Origin of the sequence: Bacillus sp. es.036, assembly GCF_002563635.1 — a bacterium.
GTDB lineage: Bacteria > Bacillota > Bacilli > Bacillales > Guptibacillaceae > Guptibacillus.
Window position 1 is genome coordinate 3,092,218 of the sequence record NZ_PDIZ01000001.1, and the last position, 23,371, is coordinate 3,115,588.

Below are 23,371 nucleotides of genomic sequence, written 5' to 3' on the forward strand. Positions count from 1 at the left end.
CAACGGGGTACCGCCGCCCACCCTGCTTTGCAGCTGATACATATTATCTTATCATAGACCGCTACCTTAATTGGATAGACCATTTACCTATGTTAGTCTCAAAACTTCATCTGCTAACATCCTAAATAAAGCAAAAAGAGGTGGGATTTCTCACCTCTTTTCTCTTACAATGGCCTGTCATCAAAATCATAGTCTGCTGGATTTGGTGCCACGCGTGCTTTTTCAAGAGCTGGCGTATCTGGTCGTGCCACTTGATAGACGGCGGCTCCAACAATTTCCGCTACATTCTGAAGCTTCTCTTTGCTAATTTTATCAATTGTATCTTCAGGAGTATGGTACCACGGCTCAAGCGGAGCGTGAATAAAGAGAGCCGCTGGAATTCCTTTTAGAAAGAAAGGCACGTGATCGCTTCGACCGAGCTCACCATAATCAACTGCGCCTGAAATCCTCGCTCCAGCTGAAGCACCAAGATCAGTGACGAGATTCTTCTCTCCATCAGGAGTGAACATGATTAGTTCTCCTGCATCGCGACTCCCTACCATATCCATTTGGAAATGAGCGACTGTATTTTCAATCTCCTCATCTGTTAATGAGTCCGCATAGTAATAAGAGCCGATTAACCCTTTTTCTTCCGCACCAAATGTGACAAATCGAAGTTCCGTATCCGTAGGCGTTTTCGCCATAATTCTCGCTAGCTCTAGCGTAGCAGCTACTCCTGAAGCATCATCGTTTGCTCCAGGTCCATTTGGAACAGAATCGTGATGGGCGCCAACTGTCACAATTTGCCCGGTGTCTTTATTCGGATGAGGCTCTTTTTTCGCAATCACGTTATAGGATGTCTTATCAACAGTCCCAGCGTTTTCTACACTTACAGTGGCTTGTACGTCTTCCTTATTCAGCTGTTCCACAAGTTGAAGACCCGCTTCTCTTGTAATTCCTACAGCTGGAATATCTTGTCCTTCATAAGCATAGCCAAATGAATTCCCAGAGCGTCCTTCGCCATTAAACATAATAACGCCAATCGCTCCTTTATCGTAGACGTTCTGGATTTTTTCATAAAAACTATAAGAACCGCGCTCAATTAATGCAATCTTCCCCGCAACGTCATCACCCACTTCATCCTTAGAGCCAAGTCCGACATAGACGAGCGATCCTGAGACACGATCGTTGATTGAACCTTCAAACGTATGAACATCGCCAGCAAAGACTTGATCATTAATGGCAAGCGATGAAGATCCACCATCCCACTCTTGAATGGTAAACGGCTGCAATTCAGTCTCATACCCATAGCGCTCAAACTCGCTTTTTATGTACTGAACAGCTTGGTACTCCCCTTCCGTACCAGCTGCACGAGGTTGCTTTGATAAGAGGGCAATGTTGTTATACATGTTTTCACTACTGATTTTTTTAATCACTTTGTTGTCAAACGCATGGTCAGCTTGTTCATTCGGAGCAGGCTTCGCCGCATCAACTGAGAAAGACATTGGACTGAGAACCAACCCCGTCGCCAGTGCTACTGTAATCGCTTTCTTTTGCAATCAAAATTCCTCCTTAAGGTTATGTGATCAGCATAATTATTCCATTAATTGAATGTTTAGTAAATTAGGAGGTCAGTTCTAAATAGAGGTAGTTCTATAAAATCTGGACTTTTAACCTATATGAAATGACACTAATTCACTCTAGTTCAGTCGAAATTTGGATTTAAATGTAGAGAAAATGAGCATTCTCGGTCATCTTTTAGTCTTTTAAATTTTGTGATCGCCTTGTCCACTTAGGAAATCATCATTTAAACAAATCAACAAAGAGCCCTTCAAAAATGAAGAGCTCTTAAACGATAACTCCTTAGCTTTCATTCGACAAATTCTCTCAAAAAGCGGGCGGTGACAGGCACTGTTCTCACGCTCTCCACAATCTCAAGAGCACTTCCTTCTGCACCGCCGCATGCTTCTTCGTCGTTAGCAAACTGACGCTCACATAACCAAAAAGCGACAGCAACACCGGCAACACTACAGTGTGCATCCCGAACGCATTTGGCATAAACGTATGAAAGCCAATATAACTGCCAACACCAACAAGAATGGATGCCATTGCACCACTCGCATTTCCTTGCTTCCAGTAGAGTCCCATAACCACTGGCCAAATAAAGGCCGCTTCAAGTCCCCCAAACGAAAACAAATTTAACCAGATAAGAAGTTCAGGTGGATTTACGGCCATCGCAAATACCAATACGCCTAATACTGCGGTCACTCCTACGCTAAATCGCTTGATCGTTTGATCACTGGCTTCAGGCTTCACATAATTCAAGTAAATGTCTTTCACGATCGCAGAACTAACGAGAAGTAACAGAGAGTCGACTGTCGACATGATTGCAGCCATTGGAGCTGCTAGAACAATCCCAGCAAGCCAGGATGGTAGCACCTCTAGTGCAATTCTCGGCATTACCGTATCGCCAACTTCAATTCCAGGTAAAACGGCACGTGCAAATACGCCGGTGAGGTGCATTCCAAGCATGATCACACCTACGACGATTGTTCCGATAATGAGAGCGCGATGCATACCTTTTGAACTTTTATAAGACATGGCTCGGACAGCCACTTGTGGCAACCCAACAACACCGACACCTACCAAAATCCAAAAAGATGAGACGTAGAGCGGCGTCAGAGATTGATCAGCGCCAAATGGAGAGATCAAATCCGGATTTTCAGCCCCTAGCGTCGTGATGATATTTTCAACACCTCCGCCAGCAACGACTGTTCCGATAAGAATGACTAGTGTTCCACCGAACATCACAACGCCCTGAACTGTATCCGTAATCGCTACCGCCCTAAATCCACCGATAATAACGTAGACAAGAACCGAGGCGGCAAAAAGAAACAGCGCTCCCGTATAAGGTAGGCCCGTTAACGATTCAATGAGCCGCGCACCACCAATCCACTGAGCAGCCATCGCAGAAAACAAGAAAATGATAATGCTAAGCGCAGATAAAATAACCACGCCTTTACTCTGATAACGCTCCTTTAGGAAATCAATTAACGTAACCGCTCGAATTTTCCGAGCCATAATGGCAAACTTTTTCCCGAGCACGGATAATACAAAATAACCAGTGGCGAGCTGAGTCATCGATAAGAGGACCCAGCCAAGTCCCATTGTATAAGCAACACCAGGACCACCAATGAAGCTACTTGCACTTCCATATGTAGAAACCATCGTCATTGCAAGGATAAATCCACCAAGCTCACGGCTTCCAAGAAAATACTCCTGTAAAAAGTTCGATGTTGATTTCAAATGGGTAGAAGCATAGAACCCGATCAAAAAAATGATAACGAGAAAGATAAGGAGTGGAATCACGACGTCCCAGTTCATTCGCCTTCCTCCTCATCAAACGGAACTTCTTTAAACAAGAAGACAACCGCCAAAACCACGAGGACAATCACAATCCCCGTTCCGAGCACACAGCTGTAGAAAAACCACGCTGGCAGCCCCCATATATAATGATAGTCTTCTACTGGTTTTGATCCAAAACCGTAAGCAAACCCATACCATAAAATAAAATTAATGATAACAAGAACGACGCCGATGAGCGCTTCACGATTGGCGATTCGATAGCGTGGATCATCTTTTGGCATCTTATCGTGTTGCTCCATGCTTTTCCTCCTTTAAGACAAACCTCGTTCTATTATAACCAGAAGAAAGCTTCAACCATAGTGATAAGATTTTATCGTGATTGATCAGTTGGTAAAACATTAAAAAAACGCCGATCATGGACCGGCGCTTTGGTTTATTTCCTTTTTAAACAAACGTTTATTTAAGCACAACTACGCCTTCCGATAAGCCCTTCTCTCAGCATAAGAAACACATTTATAACAAACCGGCTTCCGGTTGCCCTCATCATCTAAATAATACTGTGGACGTACAGGCTTCTTCTTACAAATCATACACTTCTCTAACCCCATCAATCTTCCGAAAAACCCCTTCATTTCTGTCACCCTCCTTACCTTTAATAAACTAAATTAAAGCAATATGAAACACAATACCCGCGCATCACCATAAATCCTGTTAAACTAATAAGACAACATACGACAAATACCGGGTGGTGACAGGCACTACTGGCCACCCGTCTACCAAAAGGATGAGCCTATACATGAAAGTGATTCTTGCCACGCCTTTCTATCATCAGCTCCGTGGTAATACCATTACCGTCCGGCGTATCGCCAGGGGTTTAAACGAAGCAGATGTTAAGACAGAAGTGATCTCTATAACAGAACAAGTGAATTCGATCACAGCTCTGAAAGAAGCTGATTTAATTCACGGCTTTAATGCTTATCGTTTTTATCAGTTTATGAAAACCTTAAGCATTCCGATCACCAAATATACGATTACGCTCACCGGAACGGATTTGAATCATGATTTAACAAATCCAAACAGACAGCATGATGTGATCGCCTGTTTGAAAGATGCGCTCGCGGTGCACGTTTTTGATGAAAAAGCGAAGCGTCGTATCCTAGAGGTTTTACCAGATCTAGAAAGAAAGTTGTTTATAATTGCACAGGGAACGAGTTCCTCAAGTAGTAAACGCTCACCTAAAAAGACTTCTGATTTATTCCATTTTCTCCTTCCAGCAGGCATTCGAGAAGTTAAAAACATTCCCTTCGCGATCAAGAGTTTGCAGAAATTGCGCCAAACTCACCCCGAGGTTAGGTTAACGATTGTCGGACCGGTTATTGAAAAGAAGGAGGGAGAACTCGTTCAGGAATTAATACTCCATAGCGAGTGGGTGAATTATAAAGGCGCTATCCCTCACAGTGAAATGGAAGCGTTGTACAGTCGTGCCGACGTCGTGCTGAACACCTCACATAGTGAAGGTCAATCCTCCGCTATACTTGAAGCGATGAGCTACGGACTACCGGTTCTTGTGTCAAAAAACAAAGGGAATTTGAGCCTTGTCACTCATAACAAAACAGGACTTGTTTATGAAGGCGTCGAGCAATTTATTACTTATGCACTTCGCCTCGTTGAGCAGGAAACTCTTCGCCAAGCACTCGGCCAACAAGCGGCGGAGTACGTAGAAAAACATCACTCCGCAACACAAGAAATAACCGCCATACTTAACATGTACGCGTTCAGCTTAAACCTTTTAAAGAAAGGGGATAACTCGAATGATTAAAAGTCCTTGAGTAGTGGATCACACAAGGGTCGTGTACGACTCTCCTAATCATGATGTGATAACGCATAAAAACTCAGCTGAGAAAAAAGTGATTTTAACCTTTGATGACGGTCCCGGCCGCGTTCTCCCAGAGCTACTTGATATTCTAAAAACAGAGAAGGTACCAGCTATGTTCTTCTGGCAGTCACGGCTACTTTATCAAGCTAGGCCCTGGAAAAGGGTGCTCGATGAAGGGCATATCATTGGCACTCATTCGTGTAAACATCTTAATTTAAGCAATCTCGGTTATGCCGAACAATTTGAAGATCTCGAAAGAAGCAAACGAAAAATTGAGGCAATCACCGGTACCCCTGTGACTTATTTCAGACCGCCATTCGGGCGCTACGATCTTGCCACAACGAAAGCTGCTAGAGATCTTGGATTAAAGACGGTCATGTGGCGCATCAGCTCAATGGATTGGGAACACGCTTATCATCCGGAAGAAATTTTAAGTAATGTCGTTCCAAACCTTGAAGATGGAGCGATTATTCTTCTGCACGAGCTGAAGCAAACGGTTCAAATATTGCCCGATCTTATTGAACGAATACGTTCAGAGGGCTATGGATTTACCGTACTTTCGTAGAAAAAAGGAGATGGCTAATTTTTTAGCCACCTCCTCTTTTGCGTTGTACTTAAAACGTCTTATTTACCCCTCCACCTCAACTTCATTCACACCGTCCACTTTTCGAAGCAGTTCATAAATGTCTGTCGTATGATTTTTCTCAAACGTCATTAGTTTAAGCTCAATCTGTGGATTTTTTTCTTTCGTATCACGAACACGTACGTGACGAATTTCAAAGTCATTCGCCACAATGGCTTTCATAAAATGACTCACGTTAACGCTTTTTTTCAGCGTTAACTTCGCCCGCATTTCACGCTGCCTTAGGGCTTTTGGACCGATGCGCTTTATAATCCAGGGGAGGATGTTAACGCTGAACAGAATAAGGCCAGCCCCAACGAATGCTTCATAGTAAAAACCGGCACCAGCCGCGATGCCTAATCCCGAGGCTCCCCAAATAATAGCAGCTGTCGTTAACCCTGAAATAGCGTCATTGTTTCGTCTTAAGATGACACCAGCACCGATAAAACCAATCCCAGAAACAATTTGAGCCGCTAACCGCATCGGATCGGTTCGGATATTCGGAGAAAGCTCAGCGAATGTTTCGGCTGATTCAATTGACACAATCGTTAACAAACAGCTGCTAACTGCAATCACAATACACGTCTTTAATCCAAGGGGCTTATGCTTTAATTCTCGCTCAATTCCAATCAATAATCCAAGTAAAGCAGAAACACATAATTTAATTAGAACAATCACCATCGTTCGTCATCTCCACCGTTGGAATATAGAAGGACCTCATCTCTCTATTACATTATTCACTTGAAGGAAATATTAGAATGAGGCGAAAGGCCATGGGTAGTAATTCGACAAATTGTGAGCAAAACCGGGCGGTGACAGGCACCGCTACGACCGCTACGGACTATCCTTCTACCTCAACAACAATAGCTCCATCGAGGTCTCTTAGTTGCTGATAAATACTTGTAGTATGGTTCGCTTCGAAGGTAAGCAAACGAAGATCCACTTGATGGTCTTTTTCCTTCGTATCGCGCACCCGAACGTGCTTGATTTCAAAATCTTTCGCCTGGATTGTTTGCATAAACGCGGTGATGTCTGTCCCTTTTTGAAGCGTAATTTTGGCCCTCATCTCACGTTGCCTTAATTGACTTGGACCGATTTTTTTTATGACCCACGGCAGGATATTCACACTAAATAGGATTAAGCTCGCCCCAACGAACGCTTCAAAGTAAAACCCAGCACCCGCTGCAATCCCGAGTCCAGACGCGCCCCAGATAATGGCCGCTGTTGTTAGTCCTGAAATGGCATCGTTATTTCGTCTTAAAATAACCCCAGCTCCAATAAAACCAATCCCTGAAACAACCTGGGCTGCTAGCCGCATTGGATCGGTTCGGATGTTTGGAGATATTTCAGAGAAAGTTTCGGCAGATTCAATTGAAACAATCGTTAATAAACAGCTGCTAACTGCGATGACCATACACGTCTTTAAACCGAGGGGTTTATGCTTTAATTCTCTTTCAATCCCGATCATAAGTCCTAGACAAGCTGATATACATAGTTTTACAACGACAACCACCATACGACAACCGCCCTCCAACAGATATTTCTATTATTTTACCAGTAATAGGATCTATGAATCAAAAAGAATGGCTACTATTGTGTTTTTTGATCCAAATACGCAAAAAAGAGCCGCTAGAGGGAACTCCGCGACTCTTAATCTATTTTTCTTCCATTAATGAATATCTTTTTTCTTGAAACGACCGCCTCGAACTTCTGCGATATCTGCCATCGCAAGGAACGCGGAATCGTCGTGGTCAGCCACAATATCTTTCAATTTCGCTTCTTCTAGTCGAGTGATCACGCAGAAAATCACTTTTTTGTCATCACCCGAAAAAGCGCCTTCCCCATGCAAATACGTTACGCCTCTGCCTAGACGACTCAAAATCGCATCACCAAGTTCTTTATGGTTATCACTAATAATCCATACCGACTTCGACTCATCGAGACCTTTGATTGTAATATCAATCATTTTATAAGCAACATAGTATGCTAGAAGAGAATACATCGCACGATCAAAGCTAAATACAAACCCTGCGCTACCAAGAATAAAGAGGTTCGCAAACATGATGATTTCCCCTACTGAAAACGGAAGCTTTTTACTCGCAAGTATCGCAAGAATTTCTGTTCCATCAAGAGAACCACCAAAGCGAATCACAATCCCGACCCCAATTCCGAGAACAACCCCGCCAAATAAAGTGGCTAAAAGAATGTCATCTGTAAAAGCAGGCACGGGATGCAACAAAGCAGTCGAAATCGATAAAATCACAATGCCGTAAAGCGTTGAAAATGCAAAGGTTTTTCCAATTTGTTTGTAGCCTATATAAATGAACGGAAGGTTTAGAACGAATAAGAAAATACCAAGGCTAATGCCACTTAAATGGGAGAGCATAATGGAAATACCAACAATTCCTCCATCAATAACTTGGTTCGGTACTAGAAAAACTTCAAGCCCTACAGCCATAATAATGGCACCTAATGTAATCATGAATGTTCTTTTCGCTTTTTCTTGAAGCGGTGTTTTTTTATGAATTTTTGTTTCATTTATTAAATCTTCTAACGGCTTACTTTCACTCAAAATAGTGCCTCCTCTATTTTCCATCAATTTGTTCTTATTTAAAATAAGACACAATGTGGTCCACCACATGGTTGCCTAGCTCCGATGAGAGTAGGATCAATCCCCAAAATGGGAGCAGTAAAAGAACACCCCATCCAAAACATTCTAGCGCATTTTTCCACCGTGATGTTTCTCTATCACTTTTTCCACCTCAACTATGAGTATGATCTGATTCAAGCACGAGTAAAATCGTGCGAACGAAATGATAATGACAAAGCTATTGCCAGTTAGTTGTGCTTTTAAAAGAAGGTGATGAGGTAATTAGAGTGGACAGCAAAGACATTCAGAAAGCCTCTGGCATCCGGAAAAATCTCGATTTTCATCAAATTTTTCTGAGGGTAAATAAGATGCGGCTGTATATCATGCTCACCCGTAAAAGGAACAAAAGTGCCAAACACCTTCTGCTTCTGAAGAGATACTGAGGAAGGATAAGAAATCATTTTTGCATCTGGAAGATAAGCGAATTGCGAGATTGTCGGTTTATCAGCCGAATGATAATCATATTGACTTAACTCCTGTGCTGGATAAATAAACACAAGAAAGCCGAACAAAACCACTAACAGTAAATATCTCATCACATTCTCCCCTCCCCACCAGACTTATCCACATCTTATTAATTTTATCACTGTATGAAAATAATTGTCCACAAGGAGACAAAGGCGTTACAGCTCGAATCGACAAAACCTGCGTTTATTCGGGTGGTGACAGGCACTAAGCGAACTAAGCGACTAGGCCGTTCTCCTTATTTTTATTAATCCAATCGTAATCGTTAGAATGCTTCGTCTATTTTTCTACACGCCTTCTCGACTTCTAAACTGTCCTCAAACTATTGCTTTGCAAGGGTTTATGATGAGTAAAACCAACAAAATTCGACACGAACTGTTTGATACCTATCTGTAATTTTTACAAATTTACAAACATTTGAAAAAGGCGCACTTTTTCTATTACGCTTTAAATTGACAAATAATTTGCTAAAATGGTGAAGTTATTAAAAATTGGAGGTTTGATGATGGACACGACCATAGACGAAAAGCCGACGAAAAAAGGGAAGTTAAAACACCCTCCTGGCTTGTATCTTTTGTTTATCACAGAAATGTGGGAACGCTATAGCTTTTATGGTATGCGTTCAATACTCATTCTTTATTTAACTGCTGAGCTAATTAGCGGTGGTCTGGGTATGGAGCAGGATAAAGCATTACTACTTTACGGTATGTACACTGGTCTTGTTTATTTCACGCCATTAATTGGTGGTTATTTAACCGATAAATTCATCGGTTTACGCACAGCCATCACAATCGGCGGTATTACAATGGCCATCGGTGATTTTACACTGTTTGCTGTCCAAGAACAATGGGGCCTTTATACCGGGTTATTGTTACTGATTATCGGTAATGGGTTTTTCAAACCGAACATTTCCACTCTTGTTGGAGAGCTATACAGTAAGAACGATAAGCGAAAAGATTCAGCGTTTACCATTTTCTATATGGGAATTAACCTTGGTGGCTTAATTTCACCATTGATCGCAGGTCTTTTATATGCGAACATTTTTTATTCAAATACAGGTGGCGTCGAGACATTTGGTTTCAAATATGCGTTCCTAGCTTCATCAATCGGAATGATTATTGGACAGGTTACCTTTAATCTTCTTTCTAAAAAATATCTTGGTGATATCGGAATAACACCATCTTCAAACCGTGTGATTCCAACATCAGAAGGTAAAGCAAAGCCGCTTACTAAAATCGAAAAGCAGCGTACTGCAGTCATTTTAATCCTAGCCGTGTTCACAGTGACGTTCTGGGCTGGATTCGAACAAGCAGGTGCTTCCTTTACGCTCTATACGAGAGATTTCTTAGATAGAACGGTCTTTGGTTATGAAGTACCCGTTTCCTTCTTCCAGTCATTAAACCCAATGTTTGTACTATTGCTAGCACCGATTGTATCAGCTATCTGGTTGAAATTAGCAAAATCAAAACGTGGTGACTTTGCCATCCCTACCAAAATGGCATTTGGTTTAATCTTACTTGGTGTCGGATTTATGGTTATGGTTCCTGCCGTCATGATGACAGGAAGTGATGAAGGAAATATTGCGATGAAAGCAAGCATGCTATTTATGGTTGTTACGTACTTCTTCCATACACTTGGTGAGCTATCCTTATCACCAATTGGACTTTCTCTCGTGAGTAAAATGTCACCAGTGAAAATCGCTTCTTTATTAATGGGTGTTTGGTTCCTAAGTAACGCTGCTGCAAACTACCTTGCAGGTTACATTGCTTCACTCACAACATCAGCAGGATACCTTGAAATCTTCATCTATTTAGGTATAGCTGCTCTAAGTCTAGGCGTCATCTTACTTCTACTTTCTAAGAAGCTACAAAAACTTATGCATCTTGAAGAATTTGATGAGGACCATGTTGCGAAGCAGATGAACTAATCAAAAAAATATATTACTAACGAAAAAAGGTTTGCGCTTCAATTGAAGCGCAAACCCTTTTTTTAATAGTCCCATGCGCCCACAATCTACCGCTCAAGCTCAATATTATAATGATACTGATCGCTACGATACTTCGTTTTCGTATACTCGATCGGATGATCATTAATGCCAAGACTAAGGCGCCTCATCTCAAGGAGGGCTTCCCCTGGTCGAATGCCGAGCGAATCCGCTTCATTGATCGTCGCGTTAATCGCCGTAATCCGTTCATTCGCTTTATTTAGATAAAATTGATGCTGCTCAAGTACTTCATAATACATCGCCTGGTTGAGATCATACTTCATTAAAATCTCACCAATTTCTTTTGGCCAGCACGTGCGCTCAAGGGCAATCGGCACCTCATCTGCGAAGCGAATCCGCTCGACAAGTAAGATGGGTTCTCCTTCCGTAACCTTCAGCATATCGTTCTCATGATAAAGATCATCACGAAATTCCGCTCGCAGCACCTTCGAATGCGGCGTTTGCCCACGCTCGAGCACTTCTTCTGCGAAACCTTTGAGCTTACCGAGGTTCCCGATCAAATTCTGAGGTTTTACGACCGTTCCACGCCCTTGCTTTTTCTCTAATAAGCCATTCTGCACGAGAATGGAAATCGCCTGCCTGATTGTCGTTCGACTCACATCAAACTCTTTAATCAAGTCCTGTTCAGTAGGAATAAGCGTATTCGGTTTCCAGGCACCAGTTTGAATTCGTTTGATTAAAACATCTTTTATTTGAAGGTATAGCGCTTCCCCTTTATTATGGTTCAGTTTATCTAATGACATATAAGTCTCTCCTCTTGAGCCGCCAACTGTTTGGCTCGCTTCATACTCTTATTATAGCGAAAAAGAATCAAGCTTTAAAAGGGTAGTAACATTCTCAATAGCCAGTGAATTCTTCTAACGCAGCACCTCGTTACTCTTACAACTGAGAACAATTCGACATATAAGGACAAATATCGGGAGGTGCCTGTCACCGCGCGATTTTCACATAAATGACCTATCCACACAATATACATAAGATGGTAGCTTACTAAGACATGTTCGGAGGAATGTGTGATGAAAAAAGGCCTTATTGTTACCCTTTCAATCATAGGGGCACTCGCAGCGATTCTAGTCAGCGTCCTAATCGGCGTGTTGATCGGTAATGCAGACCTTGAAGAAAACTACACCGAAGATCTGAAGAAAATCAAGACAGAAATCACTTCTGCTGAGAAGGAAGCAAAAAACGAAGGAGAGAAGCTTTTATCCATTCAAGAAGAAATCAGTACGGTAAAAGAACAACTTGAGACTGAAGCTGAAAAGTTGGAAGAAGTGGAAGCGAAAGCTGAGGAAGTAAAGAAATTAATTGATGAGAAAGATAGTGTTTCAGCTGACATTGATAAGCTTAAAAAAGAACGTGAAACCGCAAAAAAGGAGCTTAGTGAGCTTAAAGATGACGTAAAAGCGAAAAAAGATGACGTTAGCAAACTCGATGATACGATCAATGCGAAGAAAAAGGAAATTGATCAGCTTGAAGATACGATCGTAAAGAAGAACGAAGAACCGATTAAACTTACCGCAGGTCAATACATCGTCGGTAGTGATATCCCTGAAGGACGGTACCAGGTAACAAACATTGGTGAAGGCACAAACTTCTTCGTCTATGATCCAAGCGGACTACCAACAGTAAATACGATACTAGGCGACAGCATTGTTGGTACAGGAGATTTCGTTTTCTTCACCTCTGATGGGGATATGATTGAAACACTGGGGCCGGTTAAGTTGATTCCGGTGGAATAAACAAAACAAGTGAAAGGCCCGCGCTCATACGAGCGCGGGCCTTTCACTTTCGACAATATGTGCGCTAGTTCGGGCGGTGACAGGCACCCGCGAATCCGCGAAACCCGCTACTACCCCAAAAACACGGCCCCATAAGCCAGCGCCCCGACAATCACAAACGCAGGATGCACCTTCATCTTCTCCATCAGCACAAAACTAGCCACAATCAGAAAGATCGTTTGAACTAGCCCTGCTCCTTCATAGGAACTCGCAAAGAACTGATACGCCATCACACCAAGTAAGATCGCAATCGTTGGCCGAATAAGAGCCGTCATTTTCTTCACTTTCGGCGAGTTCTTAAATCGATTCAAAAGACTCAACAGCACAATCATCAATACGAGCGAGGGTGCGACTGTCGCAAACACACCAACGAACGCGCCTAGAACGCCACCCTGCTGAAATCCGATGTATCCGGCCATTTTCGTCGCAATTGGCCCTGGTAGGGCATTCGCCATCGCGAGCATTTCACTAAATTCATTTACGCTCATCCAGCCGAATCGACCGACCACTTCATTTTCGACAAGTGGAATGGATGCAGGTCCACCGCCGTAACCGACGATACCTGGTATGAAAAAAGCAACAAAAATATCCCAATAAATCATGAGGACGGCTCCTTTCTCGCCTCTGCCTCTTCATGCTTTCCATCTTTACCAATCGGTTTAAGCAGAGCGTAAAGCAGCAAACATCCAATAACAATCCCCGGATGAACACCAGCCATTTCAATAAATACAAAAGAAACAACCGTCAACGCGATCGTCAAAATCCATCCTAAATTCCCTTGTGCTTTTCTAAAAAAATCATACGTCAACACGGCTAACATAACCCCAACCACTGGAACGACCGCCTGCGTCATCCCCTGTACCCATGCTTTTTCTCGAAACGTGGAAAGAAACGTTAGTAAGAAAATCATAATCGCGATCGTCGGCACAATCGTTGCCAGCACAGCATTCACCATCCCCGTAATTCCTGCCACTCGATGGCCAATATACCCAGCCATTTTCGTCGCAATTGGTCCTGGAAGTGAATTCCCCAATGCCAAAACATCTGCAAATTCATCATCGTTCATCCATTTGTATTTCTCGACAACTTCTTTATGTACTAACGGGATAGAAGAAGGCCCTCCTCCGTACCCAAGCATTCCCACTCTAAAAAAAGCGAGAAAAAGATGCCACTGTTGCATGACCCACCACCTTCCGAAACCTCACGTCACTTCTTAATAAGCGGCGATCGTTCCGTCTGTTCTTGATTCTGTCCCCCCGAAAAAAGTGCCTGACTGCTGATCGCGCCAAATAATTTGTCCGCGGCCGAACGCCCCTTTTTCCAATTGAACTTCAATCTCATGTCCTTTTCGACTAAGCGCCTCAGCAAGATAAGGAGGGAACGTCGATTCAACCCAAACTCGCTTCCCATCCACCCACTGCCATCTAGGCGCATCAAGCGCTGATTGCGGGTTTAAATGAAAATCGATCATATTCGTAATCACCTGTAAGTGTCCCTGTGGCTGCATAAAGCCACCCATAACGCCAAACGGACCAACCGCATCGCCACCTTTACTTAGGAACCCCGGAATGATCGTATGATACGTTCGCTTTCCACCTTTTAACGCATTGTCATGCTCAGGATCCATCGAAAAATTATGACCGCGATTTTGCAGCGCGATCCCGGTGCCAGGCACCACAAGTCCTGAACCAAACCCCATATAATTACTCTGAATAAACGAGACCATATTTCCTTCGTCATCCGCCGTCGCTAAATAAACGGTGCCCCCTTTAGGAGGTTGTCCTGGTGACGGCACTAGCGCTTCATCACCAATTAACTGCCGGCGACTTTCCCCATAGGCAGGCGAGAGGAGATCCCGAACAGCAACTGACATTTCCTTCTCATCGGTAATGTACTTCTGTCCATCCGCAAAAGCGAGCTTCATCGCTTCAATTTGCTTATGATAGGTATCAACAGAATCTTTATGATCAAAGTTAAATCCATTTAAAATATTCAGCGCAGACAACGCAATGAGCCCCTGTCCATTCGGCGGAATCTCCCATACGTCATACCCGCGATACTGAACCGAAATCGGATCAACCCACTCAGGCTTAAATGCCGAAAGATCTTCCTTCGTCAAATACCCATTATACCTTTTTGAAAAAGCATCAATTTGATCGGCGATTTCTCCCTGATAAAAAGCTGCAGCGTCGGTTTCAGCGATTTTTCGTAACGTTTCCGCGTGTCCCTTCGACTTCCAAACCTCGCCCACTTCAGGCGCATGACCGTGCGGCGCAAACGTTTCAAACCAGTGCTGAAACTCCTCGTCCCTTAACTCTTCTTCAAATTTAACGTAAGCATCTTTCCAAAACTTACTCAAAGTCGGCGAAACCGGGAATCCCTCTTCCGCATAATGAATCGCAGGCGCCAGCGCTTCTTTTAACGAAAGCTTTCCAAATCGTTTCGACAATGCCGCCCAAGATGCAGGAACACCTGGCACGGTAACAGGAATCCAGCCGTATTTCGGAATTTCATTATACCCACGTTCGTTGATTGAATCAATGGAGATCGACTTCGGTGATGGCCCACTTCCATTCAAGCCGTGCAACTCACCCTGTGTCCAAACAAGAGCAAACGCATCTCCACCAATCCCGTTTGAAGTCGGCTCAACAACCGTGAGTACTGCTGCTGTTGCGATCGCCGCGTCGATCGCATTCCCTCCATTTTTCAAAAGATCTAGTCCTGCCTGTGCCGCTAACGGCTGGGATGTTGCCACCATTCCTTTGTTCGCTACCGTTGTCATCCGTTGAGAAGCATAGGGATAGTGTAAGTAATCCGTCGTCATGGAAAAAAACTCCTTTCAATTTATGTAGTGTTGAATAGATAAAGCACCGCATTCTGAACCTGAAACTGCAAAAAAAGAAACCTTTTCATACCTCAGAGATTTTCCCATTATATAGGAAGCCTTCTTGAATGAAAAGGTTTTCTTTAGAATATTTTCATTTTTCGATCATTATTTAAAGCTTATCCTCTATCGACTTACCCAAACGCACTCCCAGGATCATACTCCCCCAGATCAAGCTCATTCCGCGCTCCAAGCACCAACCGCGCAAGCTCAGCTCCAAGAAACGGTCCACTCGTTAAGCCTGAAGCCCCAAGCCCATTTGCCACAAAAAGTCCTTTCACGCGAGGAACTGCACCAGCAATCGGGACATTACCAGGTGTAAAAGGCCTAAATCCTACCTTTGTTTGGACGTACGTACTATCTGAAAATCCTGGCGCAACTTTCAGCGCGCGATCAATAATATGGTGAACGCCACCCATCGTTACACGCAAATCAAAACCAGCATGATCTTCCTGCGTTGCACCGACGACAATCCGTCCATTTTCAAATGGAAGGAAATATTGAACGAAAGGCGGCATCACAATTGGCCATTTTCCGGTATCTGTGTCAGGTAGATCGAGATGAACAATTTGCGCTTTTTGGGGTGAAACGAGGAACTTCATCCCTACTGGCTGAAGTAATTCTCGCGCCCAAGCGCCTCCGGTGACAATCACTTCATTCGCATAAAAACTTTCATTATTCACGGCAACGCCACTGACGTTTGAACCATTCCATAATAATGAGCCATCTCCACGAATCACCTTCGCACCATGCTTTTCCGCTCCACGAATGAGTGCATTTCGTAATGCGTTTCCATTCACACGCGCCGCGCCGCTCACATGAACCGCCGCATAATGATCGGACAGCGGAGGAAACAGCGCATTCGTTTCAACAGCGGAAAGCCGCGAAACCTCACCCATCTCTGGTGTATCCTTCCGCCGCTCCATCGCAAGCGCAAGCTTTCGCTCAAGCTTCGTTTCACCAGAGTAAATGTTAATCGCACCAACGCGCGAGTATCCCGTCTCCATCTCTCCGTCCTTTTTCAGCGCTTCAATTAACTCAGGATAATACCGAGCCCCCGCTTCTACGAGTCGATAAAAAGCGCCTCCCCGTCGATTCGTTAGCCACGGACACACAATCCCAGCCGCCGCTTCTGTCGCCTGGCCCGCGTCTTTTCGATCGACTAGCAACACATCCGCTCCTTGCTTGGCGAGATGGTAAGCTGTCGACGCTCCTAAAATACCTGATCCGATTACTATTATTGATTTCATATCTTACACCTTTTCGTCGTTTGTCTGATTAGGTATTTTACATGAATTTGGGGGGAGACTCAATTGTAGGTTAGGTTATGAGCAAACAATGTTCATGACTAATTGAAATTTGGATAGACTGAGGATGTATTCCACCATTAGCAAGTTTAATCAAACGTTTGTTTAAAAAGGAGAACCACCTTATGAATTTTAAAAAAGTGATTGACCTCTCTATTCCGGTTAGCAACCAAACGCCGGTTTACCCGGGTGACCCGAAACCAAACATCTATCCAATTGCCATGCACGACAAAGATGGCTATCAAGTTACACAAGTTAATATAGGGACCCATACTGGCACGCACCTTGACGCTCCCTTCCACTTTCAAAAGGAAGGCGAATGCGTCGATGAGTCGAAATTAACCAAAGTGATGGCACCAGGACACGTAATCCATGTAACGGGAAAAAATCCAGGTGAGGTGATCACTTTAGAAGAAATATCGCATGCAATCGAAAGCATCGCTCCAGGAACAATTGCACTTTTTCATACGGGGTGGTCCAAGTATATTGGAACCGAGACCTATTTCAACTTCCCTTATTTGTCTGTCGAGATTGTAAATTCCCTTCTAGAAAAAGGAATCACAACCTTCTTCATTGATGCTTTTAGCATTGATGCTCCTGGTGCCACATCTTTTCCAGCACACGAAGCGATCACATCAAAGAACGGCATTATTGGAGAGTGCTTCTCTAACTTCGATCAGATCGATTTCGAGAATCCACTAATCATTGCACTGCCGCTAAAACTTCAGGGGCTAGATGCATCACCAGTTAGGGCAATCGCGGTGGAGGTTGAATAAATTTCCAGTAAATAAAATAAGAAATAAAGAAGGTAACCGCTCATTTCTGAGCAGTCGCCTTCTTTATACTCTATTGCATTATTTTCAATCGACAAATTCCTTCAACAATCGGGTGGTGACAGGCACCAACCGACCACCCACCAACTACCTCTTAAACACCACTAGCTTCATCTCCGTCATTTCCTCTACAGCGTACTTTATTCCTTCTCTTCCTGTTCCACTTTCCTTCACACCACCATACGGCATGTTATCTACACGGAACGTAGGAATATCATTGATTAGCACACCACCAACATGAAGACGATCTGCCGCATCAAGCGCAGTATGAACATTCTCCGTATAAATACCCGCCTGTAACCCATAGGCAGAGTCATTCACTAGATCATACGCTTCTTCAATCGATTGAAACTTATTAATCAAGACAATTGGCGCAAACACTTCCTGACAAGAAACTTTCATATCCGAAGCGGCATTTAAGATCACAGTTGGCTCTAACACATTTCCATCAGAACCCCCACCTGTAGCTACCGTAGCTCCGCCGCTCTTCGCTTCCTCAACCCAGGAAACCGCTCGCTCAACATCAGATCCAGAAATCAACGCCGATACATCTGTCTCTTCATCCAATGGATGTCCGCACCTTAGCGTCTTCGTCTTCTCTACAAATGCCTCCACAAAAGCGTCATAGTTCGATTCATGAACATACACCCTTTGAAGTGAAATACACACCTGCCCCTGATAAGCGAACGCGCCCATCACACTTCGATCAACAATTTCACTTACATCAACACCTTCATCCACAATCAAAGCCGAATTCGAACCTAGCTCTAGCGTCACTTTTTTCAAACCCACCTTATTTCGAATACCAATGCCAACTGCTGGACTTCCAGTGAAGGTAACCATGTTCACTCTCACATCTGTGACGATCCGATCACCAACCGTCTTTCCACTTCCCGTAATCACATTCAGTGCACCTTTTGGCAGTCCAGCCTCCTCAAATAGCTCGGCGATAAAATAAGCAGAGAGTGGCGTCTGACTTGCCGGTTTTAGCACAATCGTATTGCCCGCTGCAATAGCAGGACCGACTTTATGTGCAACAAGATTCATTGGAAAATTAAATGGCGTAATCGCTCCAATAACGCCAAGCGGTTCACGCACCGTATAGCCTACTCTTCCTTCACCACCAACGGCTGCATCAAACGGAATCGTCTCCCCTTGTATTCGCTTTGCTTCCTCAGCAGCGAATTTATACGTCGCAATCGTACGCGCCACTTCGCCTTTTGCCGTCACGATCGGCTTGGCTGCTTCTAGCGCAATGATTTCTGCCGCCTCATCCGCGCGTTCGCTTAACTTTTGAACAAACCGCTCTAGTATCGAAGCTCGTTCGTGTGCAGGTAGTTTCCTCATCACTTGCTTCGCACGGTAAGCCGCTTCGATTGCGCTATCGACATCAGCTTCATTCGCCATCGGTATTTCAGCCAGAACGTCACCTGAATATGGGGAGATTAACTCCTTATAAGACACACCCTCTAGCCATTCACCATCAATATAAAATTTCTTCTTCTGAATCGTCGTCTGCATACCCATCCCTCATTTCCTTTTATTGATGAACTGGAGCTAACGCTGACACTACGTCTTGAATCACATCAAGCGCTTCATTTAACTGATCGTCCGTAATCACGAGCGGTGATAAAAGACGAATGACGTTCCCATATAAACCCGCTCCCATCACGATCACACCGCGGTTATGGCACTCTTTTAAAATTTGTCCCGTTAATTCTTTATCCGGCTCCTTTGTAACTGGATCTTTCACAATTTCAATCGCTAACATAGCACCAAGTCCACGAACTTCTCCAATAGAAGGGTGCAATTTCTGCATATCCTTAAACCTTGACACCGCGATATCTCCAATGTGATTCGCTCGCTCCACCAGCCCTTCTTCCTCCATCATCTCGATGACTTCAAGCGCCGCAACACACCCGAGCGGACTACCACCATATGTGCCACCAATTTCTCCTGGATTCGGTGCTTCCATAACCTCAGCTCTTCCTGTGACCGCACTGATTGGCAACCCTGCCGCGATCGATTTGGACATAACCATTAAATCAGGCTCAATGTCAAAGTGCTCAATCGCAAACATTTTTCCCGTTCGTCCAAAACCGGTTTGTACTTCATCTGCTATAAAAAGAATGCCATACTTTTCACAGATCGCTTTCACGCCTTGTACGAATCCTTTTGACGGTACAACAAATCCGCCTTCTCCTTGCACCGGTTCCATAATGATCGCTGCTACTTCATCTGACGGAACTTCACCAAGAAAGAAATCCTCCAAACGCTTTAGCACTTCTTGATCCAGCTCCTCCTCCGTCATACTCGCATGCTTCCGGTAATAGTACGGATAAGCCATTTTATACGTATCAGGGGCAAATGGCCCGAACCCATATTTATACGGTTTTACCTTGCTCGTTAACGACATCGCTAGCAAGGTTCTCCCATGATAGCCTCGCTCAAACGAAATAATCGATTTCCGTCCTGTATACTTTCGTGCGATCTTCACAGCGTTTTCCACTGCTTCAGCACCACTATTTAAGAAAAAGGTTTTCTTCTCACTATTGCCAGGTGACATTTCATTCAATTTCTTCGCAAGTTGAATATACGGCTCATACATCATGACGTGAAAACACGTATGAAGGTATTGATCCACCTGTGTCTTAAGCGCTTCGACAACCTTCGGAGGACAGTGCCCGGCGTTCATACTACCAATCGCACCGGCAAGGTCGATAAATGTATTCCCATCGACATCCGTCAGTAGGGCACCTTCTCCTTTTTCTGCAAAAGTCATCATTGTATTAAAAGGACCTCTCGGCACGTGCTTTTCTTTTAGCTCCAATAACTCTGACGCTTTTGGCCCAGGTATCGCTGTTTTCAACTCAATACTTTTTTTACACTGTTTTGTTTTCATGTAACTGCCTCCCTCTGTCATTTTCACTTTCTATTCATGCAAGCTTCATACCAACTTTTTCAGAAAAATGGTTTTGAAGGTTAATTTTGCGATATGATAACCTTAGAAAATAGTCAGATTTGCGCGAACATTAAAAGGGGGATTCAGCATGTCTTCATTAGATTATTTAGAGTATGAATTAAATGCCATCTTACATGCATCGAAAGATAACATTGTCATCGCGGATGGGGATGGCGTTATTTTACGGGTTAGCCAAACCTGTGAAGTCGTCTACGGAAGGAAAGCTTCCTTTTTGATCGGAAAATCAGTAAAAGAGCTTGAAGAAGATGGAATCTTTTCACCATCCATTACAAGACGTGTTCTAGCAGAAAAGAAAGACCTTCAAATTATGCAAAAAACGCCCACAGGCCGCGTCGTCATGGCAACGGGGTTACCGGTTTATGATGTAAGTGGCACGATTATTCGTGTTATCAGCTTCTCCCATGACTTAACAGAGCTTCAGCATTTAAAAGAAGACTATGAGGAATTGCGTACCCAGATGGAAGTCTATGAAACTGAAATTCAAGAACTTCGCGACAAGGAGAAAGTTCCAGAGGAGTTTGTCATTAAAAGCAGAGCGATTCAGCTGATCTGGCAACTTGTCGAGCGCGTGGCGAATTCTGATGCATCTGTTGTTTTTCTTGGTGAATCTGGCGTAGGAAAAAACGTATTTGCACGTGCGTTACATAAAGGTAGTGAACGCCGAAATGATAGTTTTATAGAAGTAAATTGCGGGGCTATACCAGAAACTCTTTTTGAATCAGAAATGTTTGGCTACGAGCCAGGATCGTTTACAGGCGCAGGTAAGAAAGGAAAAGCCGGCATGATTGAACTTGCTAATCAGGGCACACTTTTTCTTGATGAGGTGGGGGAGCTTCCACTTGCTGTTCAAGCCAAGCTTCTAAAAGCGATCCAAGAAAAAACGATTACGAGAGTTGGAGGAACAAAGCCAAAAACGATTGACTTCAGATTGATTGCTTCCACAAACCAGAACCTTGAGGACATGGTGAAAAAGGGTACATTTCGAGAAGATCTTTTCTATCGATTAAACGTCATCCCAATTACTATCCCGCCCCTTCGCGAACGAAAAGAAGATATCGCGACACTCGCAGCACATTTTCTCAAAGGATTAAATGAGAAATATCGAACGAATAAGTTCTTCCACGCAGCAACAATTGAAAGCTTGTCAGAATATACGTGGCCAGGAAATGTGCGTGAACTTCAGAATATCGTCGAACGCCTTGTGATTACAGCTGATGCAAGAACAATTTATCCAGATGCACTTCCCTCCTACATTCAACAGGATGCGGCCCAGAAACTGACAAGCTTTTTACCAGGTGCTGAAGAGGAAACGGGGACAACACTGAAGGAAGCTTTAGAAGCAGTGGAAATCAGATGGTTGAAGAGAGCCTTCAAACAATACAAAACAACTTACGAAATGGCGGATTACCTCGGAATGAATCAATCTACAGTCGTGCGTAAGCTTAAAAAGCACAAAATCAATGCAAAATCGCATTAATTATGCATTTTAGCATCAAAAGAAAGCGCACCGATGCATTAACGCATGAGAAAAGTGTCAAAAGTGTCGCTCCCCTGCCCTTAAAGTTGGCATGGAACTTGCAATATTTATCTGTGAGACTAACATTCACAGGAGGTTCCAATATGTATCAACCTAAAGACTCTTCCAAATCCCCGCGATTTTGCGGTGTGAGAACGTTTATGAGATTAGAACAAGTCCAAACGACAGAAAATGTTAACTTTGCCGTCCTTGGCGTTCCCTTTGATACGGCTGCTTCAAATCGAACTGGTCAGCGCCTCGGACCACAGCATATCCGTAATTTCTCAACGCTACTTCGTCCATACAATCCAGATATGGAGATTAACATTTTCGATTATTGCTCTGGCGTTGACTATGGCGACATTGATGTCATTCCAGGAAACATCCACCGTACATACGACAATATGGTGGAAGGATTGACTCCGCTTCTCGATGCAGATGTTACACCTGTCATTATGGGCGGCGACCATTCCATTTCATTAGGAAACCTGCGTGCTTTCCACAAGAAGTACGGTCCAGTAGCCCTCGTTCACTTCGATTCACACGGCGATACGTGGGACAACTATTACGGCGAGAAATACATGCACGGCACACCGTTTCGACGCGCAGTAGAAGAAGGATTAATTGATACTGACCACTCCATCCAGGTCGGAATGAGAGGTCCGTTGTACGGTCCAAGTGACATTGAAGACGCACGCGATCTTGGATTTGAAGTCATTCCAATGAAAGATGTTCGTAAACTTGGATTTAATGAAGTAATTTCACGCATCCATCAGCGAACTGGAGATCGACCAGTATTTGTTTCATATGACATCGACTTTGTAGATCCGGCTTTTGCACCAGGAACAGGAACGCCAGAAGTCGCAGGACCGAACAGCTATGAAGCGCTTGAATATGTTCGAGGACTCGATGGACTGAACCTTGTTGGTTTTGACTTGGTCGAGGTACTTCCGACATACGACCACAATGAAATTACAGCTGCACTAGCATCATCGATTATGTATGAAATGATTACGCTGATTGCGCTAAAGAAAAGACATGCCCTTCTTACAACCAGCGAAGAAACAGCAAGTCAGTCTTAGATTAACAGAGGCACCCGATTATTTT

At 43.8% G+C, this 23,371-nt stretch carries 22 protein-coding genes; 7 read left to right on the top strand and 15 right to left on the bottom strand.

The window, feature by feature from the left end; genetic code table 11:
* Window positions 1-164: 164 nt before the first annotated feature.
* The 4 genes from ATG70_RS15610 to ATG70_RS22580 all read right to left on the bottom strand — a co-directional run bounded on the left by ATG70_RS15610 (window position 165) and on the right by ATG70_RS22580 (window position 3,977).
* The gene (locus ATG70_RS15610) at window positions 165-1,538 is read right to left on the bottom strand and encodes a M28 family peptidase (RefSeq protein WP_257147726.1); all 1,374 of its coding nucleotides are present in this window, start codon (window positions 1,536-1,538) and stop codon (window positions 165-167) included.
* Between the two features lie 358 nt (window positions 1,539-1,896).
* Complete coding sequence (gene panF, locus ATG70_RS15615) at window positions 1,897-3,363, bottom strand: sodium/pantothenate symporter (protein WP_098445182.1); 1,467 nt, start codon at window positions 3,361-3,363, stop codon at window positions 1,897-1,899.
* Window positions 3,360-3,644, bottom strand: a complete 285-nt coding sequence (locus ATG70_RS15620) for a YhdT family protein (RefSeq protein ID WP_257147728.1) — start codon at window positions 3,642-3,644, stop codon at window positions 3,360-3,362. Before ATG70_RS15620 ends, panF begins: the two co-directional genes overlap by 4 nt.
* A 171-nt stretch (window positions 3,645-3,815) precedes the next feature.
* Window positions 3,816-3,977: a hypothetical protein gene (locus ATG70_RS22580; protein ID WP_168212306.1), complete on the bottom strand. Its 162-nt coding sequence runs from the start codon at window positions 3,975-3,977 to the stop codon at window positions 3,816-3,818.
* Between the two features lie 164 nt (window positions 3,978-4,141).
* Between ATG70_RS22580 and ATG70_RS15625 the strand changes: the two genes are divergently transcribed.
* On the top strand, window positions 4,142-5,164 hold the full coding sequence (locus ATG70_RS15625) for a glycosyltransferase (RefSeq protein ID WP_098445183.1): 1,023 nt from the start codon (window positions 4,142-4,144) through the stop codon (window positions 5,162-5,164).
* A 13-nt stretch (window positions 5,165-5,177) separates the two neighbouring features.
* Window positions 5,178-5,786: a polysaccharide deacetylase family protein gene (locus tag ATG70_RS15630; RefSeq protein WP_098445184.1), complete on the top strand. Its 609-nt coding sequence runs from the start codon at window positions 5,178-5,180 to the stop codon at window positions 5,784-5,786.
* 63 nt (window positions 5,787-5,849) lie between these two features.
* Here the strand turns inward: ATG70_RS15630 and ATG70_RS15635 are convergent, their stop codons facing one another.
* From ATG70_RS15635 to ATG70_RS15650, 4 genes are all read right to left on the bottom strand, one after another.
* Complete coding sequence (locus tag ATG70_RS15635) at window positions 5,850-6,524, bottom strand: MgtC/SapB family protein (protein ID WP_098445185.1); 675 nt, start codon at window positions 6,522-6,524, stop codon at window positions 5,850-5,852.
* Between the two features lie 160 nt (window positions 6,525-6,684).
* The gene (locus ATG70_RS15640) at window positions 6,685-7,359 is read right to left on the bottom strand and encodes an MgtC/SapB family protein (RefSeq protein WP_098445186.1); all 675 of its coding nucleotides are present in this window, start codon (window positions 7,357-7,359) and stop codon (window positions 6,685-6,687) included.
* A 153-nt stretch (window positions 7,360-7,512) separates the two neighbouring features.
* The gene (locus ATG70_RS15645; RefSeq protein ID WP_098445859.1) at window positions 7,513-8,325 is read right to left on the bottom strand and encodes a YitT family protein; all 813 of its coding nucleotides are present in this window, start codon (window positions 8,323-8,325) and stop codon (window positions 7,513-7,515) included.
* Window positions 8,326-8,693: 368 nt separating this feature from the next.
* A complete protein-coding gene (locus tag ATG70_RS15650; protein ID WP_142329589.1) occupies window positions 8,694-9,032 on the bottom strand; it encodes a hypothetical protein in 339 nt (112 codons plus the stop codon).
* Window positions 9,033-9,463: 431 nt separating this feature from the next.
* Between ATG70_RS15650 and ATG70_RS15655 the strand changes: the two genes are divergently transcribed.
* A complete protein-coding gene (locus ATG70_RS15655; protein WP_098445188.1) occupies window positions 9,464-10,885 on the top strand; it encodes a peptide MFS transporter in 1,422 nt (473 codons plus the stop codon).
* A gap of 86 nt (window positions 10,886-10,971) precedes the next feature.
* On the opposite strand, the gene ATG70_RS15660 is transcribed toward ATG70_RS15655, so the two are convergent.
* Window positions 10,972-11,706: a GntR family transcriptional regulator gene (locus ATG70_RS15660; RefSeq protein ID WP_098445189.1), complete on the bottom strand. Its 735-nt coding sequence runs from the start codon at window positions 11,704-11,706 to the stop codon at window positions 10,972-10,974.
* A 273-nt stretch (window positions 11,707-11,979) separates the two neighbouring features.
* On the opposite strand from ATG70_RS15660, the gene ATG70_RS22850 reads away from it, so the two are divergent.
* Complete coding sequence (locus ATG70_RS22850; protein WP_257147729.1) at window positions 11,980-12,702, top strand: hypothetical protein; 723 nt, start codon at window positions 11,980-11,982, stop codon at window positions 12,700-12,702.
* A gap of 110 nt (window positions 12,703-12,812) precedes the next feature.
* Here the strand turns inward: ATG70_RS22850 and ATG70_RS15670 are convergent, their stop codons facing one another.
* The 4 genes from ATG70_RS15670 to ATG70_RS15685 all read right to left on the bottom strand — a co-directional run bounded on the left by ATG70_RS15670 (window position 12,813) and on the right by ATG70_RS15685 (window position 16,875).
* Window positions 12,813-13,343 carry a chromate transporter gene (locus ATG70_RS15670; protein WP_098445190.1) on the bottom strand — a complete coding sequence of 177 codons (531 nt, stop codon included), beginning with the start codon at window positions 13,341-13,343 and terminating at the stop codon, window positions 12,813-12,815.
* Complete coding sequence (locus ATG70_RS15675; RefSeq protein WP_098445191.1) at window positions 13,340-13,921, bottom strand: chromate transporter; 582 nt, start codon at window positions 13,919-13,921, stop codon at window positions 13,340-13,342. Before ATG70_RS15675 ends, ATG70_RS15670 begins: the two co-directional genes overlap by 4 nt.
* Window positions 13,922-13,954: 33 nt before the next feature.
* A complete protein-coding gene (locus tag ATG70_RS15680) occupies window positions 13,955-15,565 on the bottom strand; it encodes a gamma-glutamyltransferase family protein (protein ID WP_098445192.1) in 1,611 nt (536 codons plus the stop codon).
* A gap of 194 nt (window positions 15,566-15,759) precedes the next feature.
* On the bottom strand, window positions 15,760-16,875 hold the full coding sequence (locus tag ATG70_RS15685; RefSeq protein WP_098445193.1) for an NAD(P)/FAD-dependent oxidoreductase: 1,116 nt from the start codon (window positions 16,873-16,875) through the stop codon (window positions 15,760-15,762).
* A gap of 182 nt (window positions 16,876-17,057) precedes the next feature.
* Between ATG70_RS15685 and ATG70_RS15690 the strand changes: the two genes are divergently transcribed.
* The gene (locus ATG70_RS15690; RefSeq protein ID WP_098445194.1) at window positions 17,058-17,708 is read left to right on the top strand and encodes a cyclase family protein; all 651 of its coding nucleotides are present in this window, start codon (window positions 17,058-17,060) and stop codon (window positions 17,706-17,708) included.
* A 144-nt stretch (window positions 17,709-17,852) separates the two neighbouring features.
* Here ATG70_RS15690 and ATG70_RS15695 read toward each other — a convergent pair whose 3' ends face one another.
* Complete coding sequence (locus tag ATG70_RS15695) at window positions 17,853-19,286, bottom strand: aldehyde dehydrogenase family protein (RefSeq protein ID WP_098445861.1); 1,434 nt, start codon at window positions 19,284-19,286, stop codon at window positions 17,853-17,855.
* 19 nt (window positions 19,287-19,305) lie between these two features.
* Window positions 19,306-20,667 carry a 4-aminobutyrate--2-oxoglutarate transaminase gene (gene gabT / locus ATG70_RS15700; RefSeq protein WP_098445195.1) on the bottom strand — a complete coding sequence of 454 codons (1,362 nt, stop codon included), beginning with the start codon at window positions 20,665-20,667 and terminating at the stop codon, window positions 19,306-19,308.
* Window positions 20,668-20,815: 148 nt separating this feature from the next.
* Here gabT and ATG70_RS15705 point away from each other — a divergent pair, with 148 nt between their 5' ends.
* Window positions 20,816-22,225 carry a sigma-54 interaction domain-containing protein gene (locus ATG70_RS15705; RefSeq protein WP_098445196.1) on the top strand — a complete coding sequence of 470 codons (1,410 nt, stop codon included), beginning with the start codon at window positions 20,816-20,818 and terminating at the stop codon, window positions 22,223-22,225.
* Between the two features lie 143 nt (window positions 22,226-22,368).
* Window positions 22,369-23,346 carry an agmatinase gene (speB, locus tag ATG70_RS15710; protein WP_098445197.1) on the top strand — a complete coding sequence of 326 codons (978 nt, stop codon included), beginning with the start codon at window positions 22,369-22,371 and terminating at the stop codon, window positions 23,344-23,346.
* Window positions 23,347-23,371 lie beyond the last annotated feature (25 nt).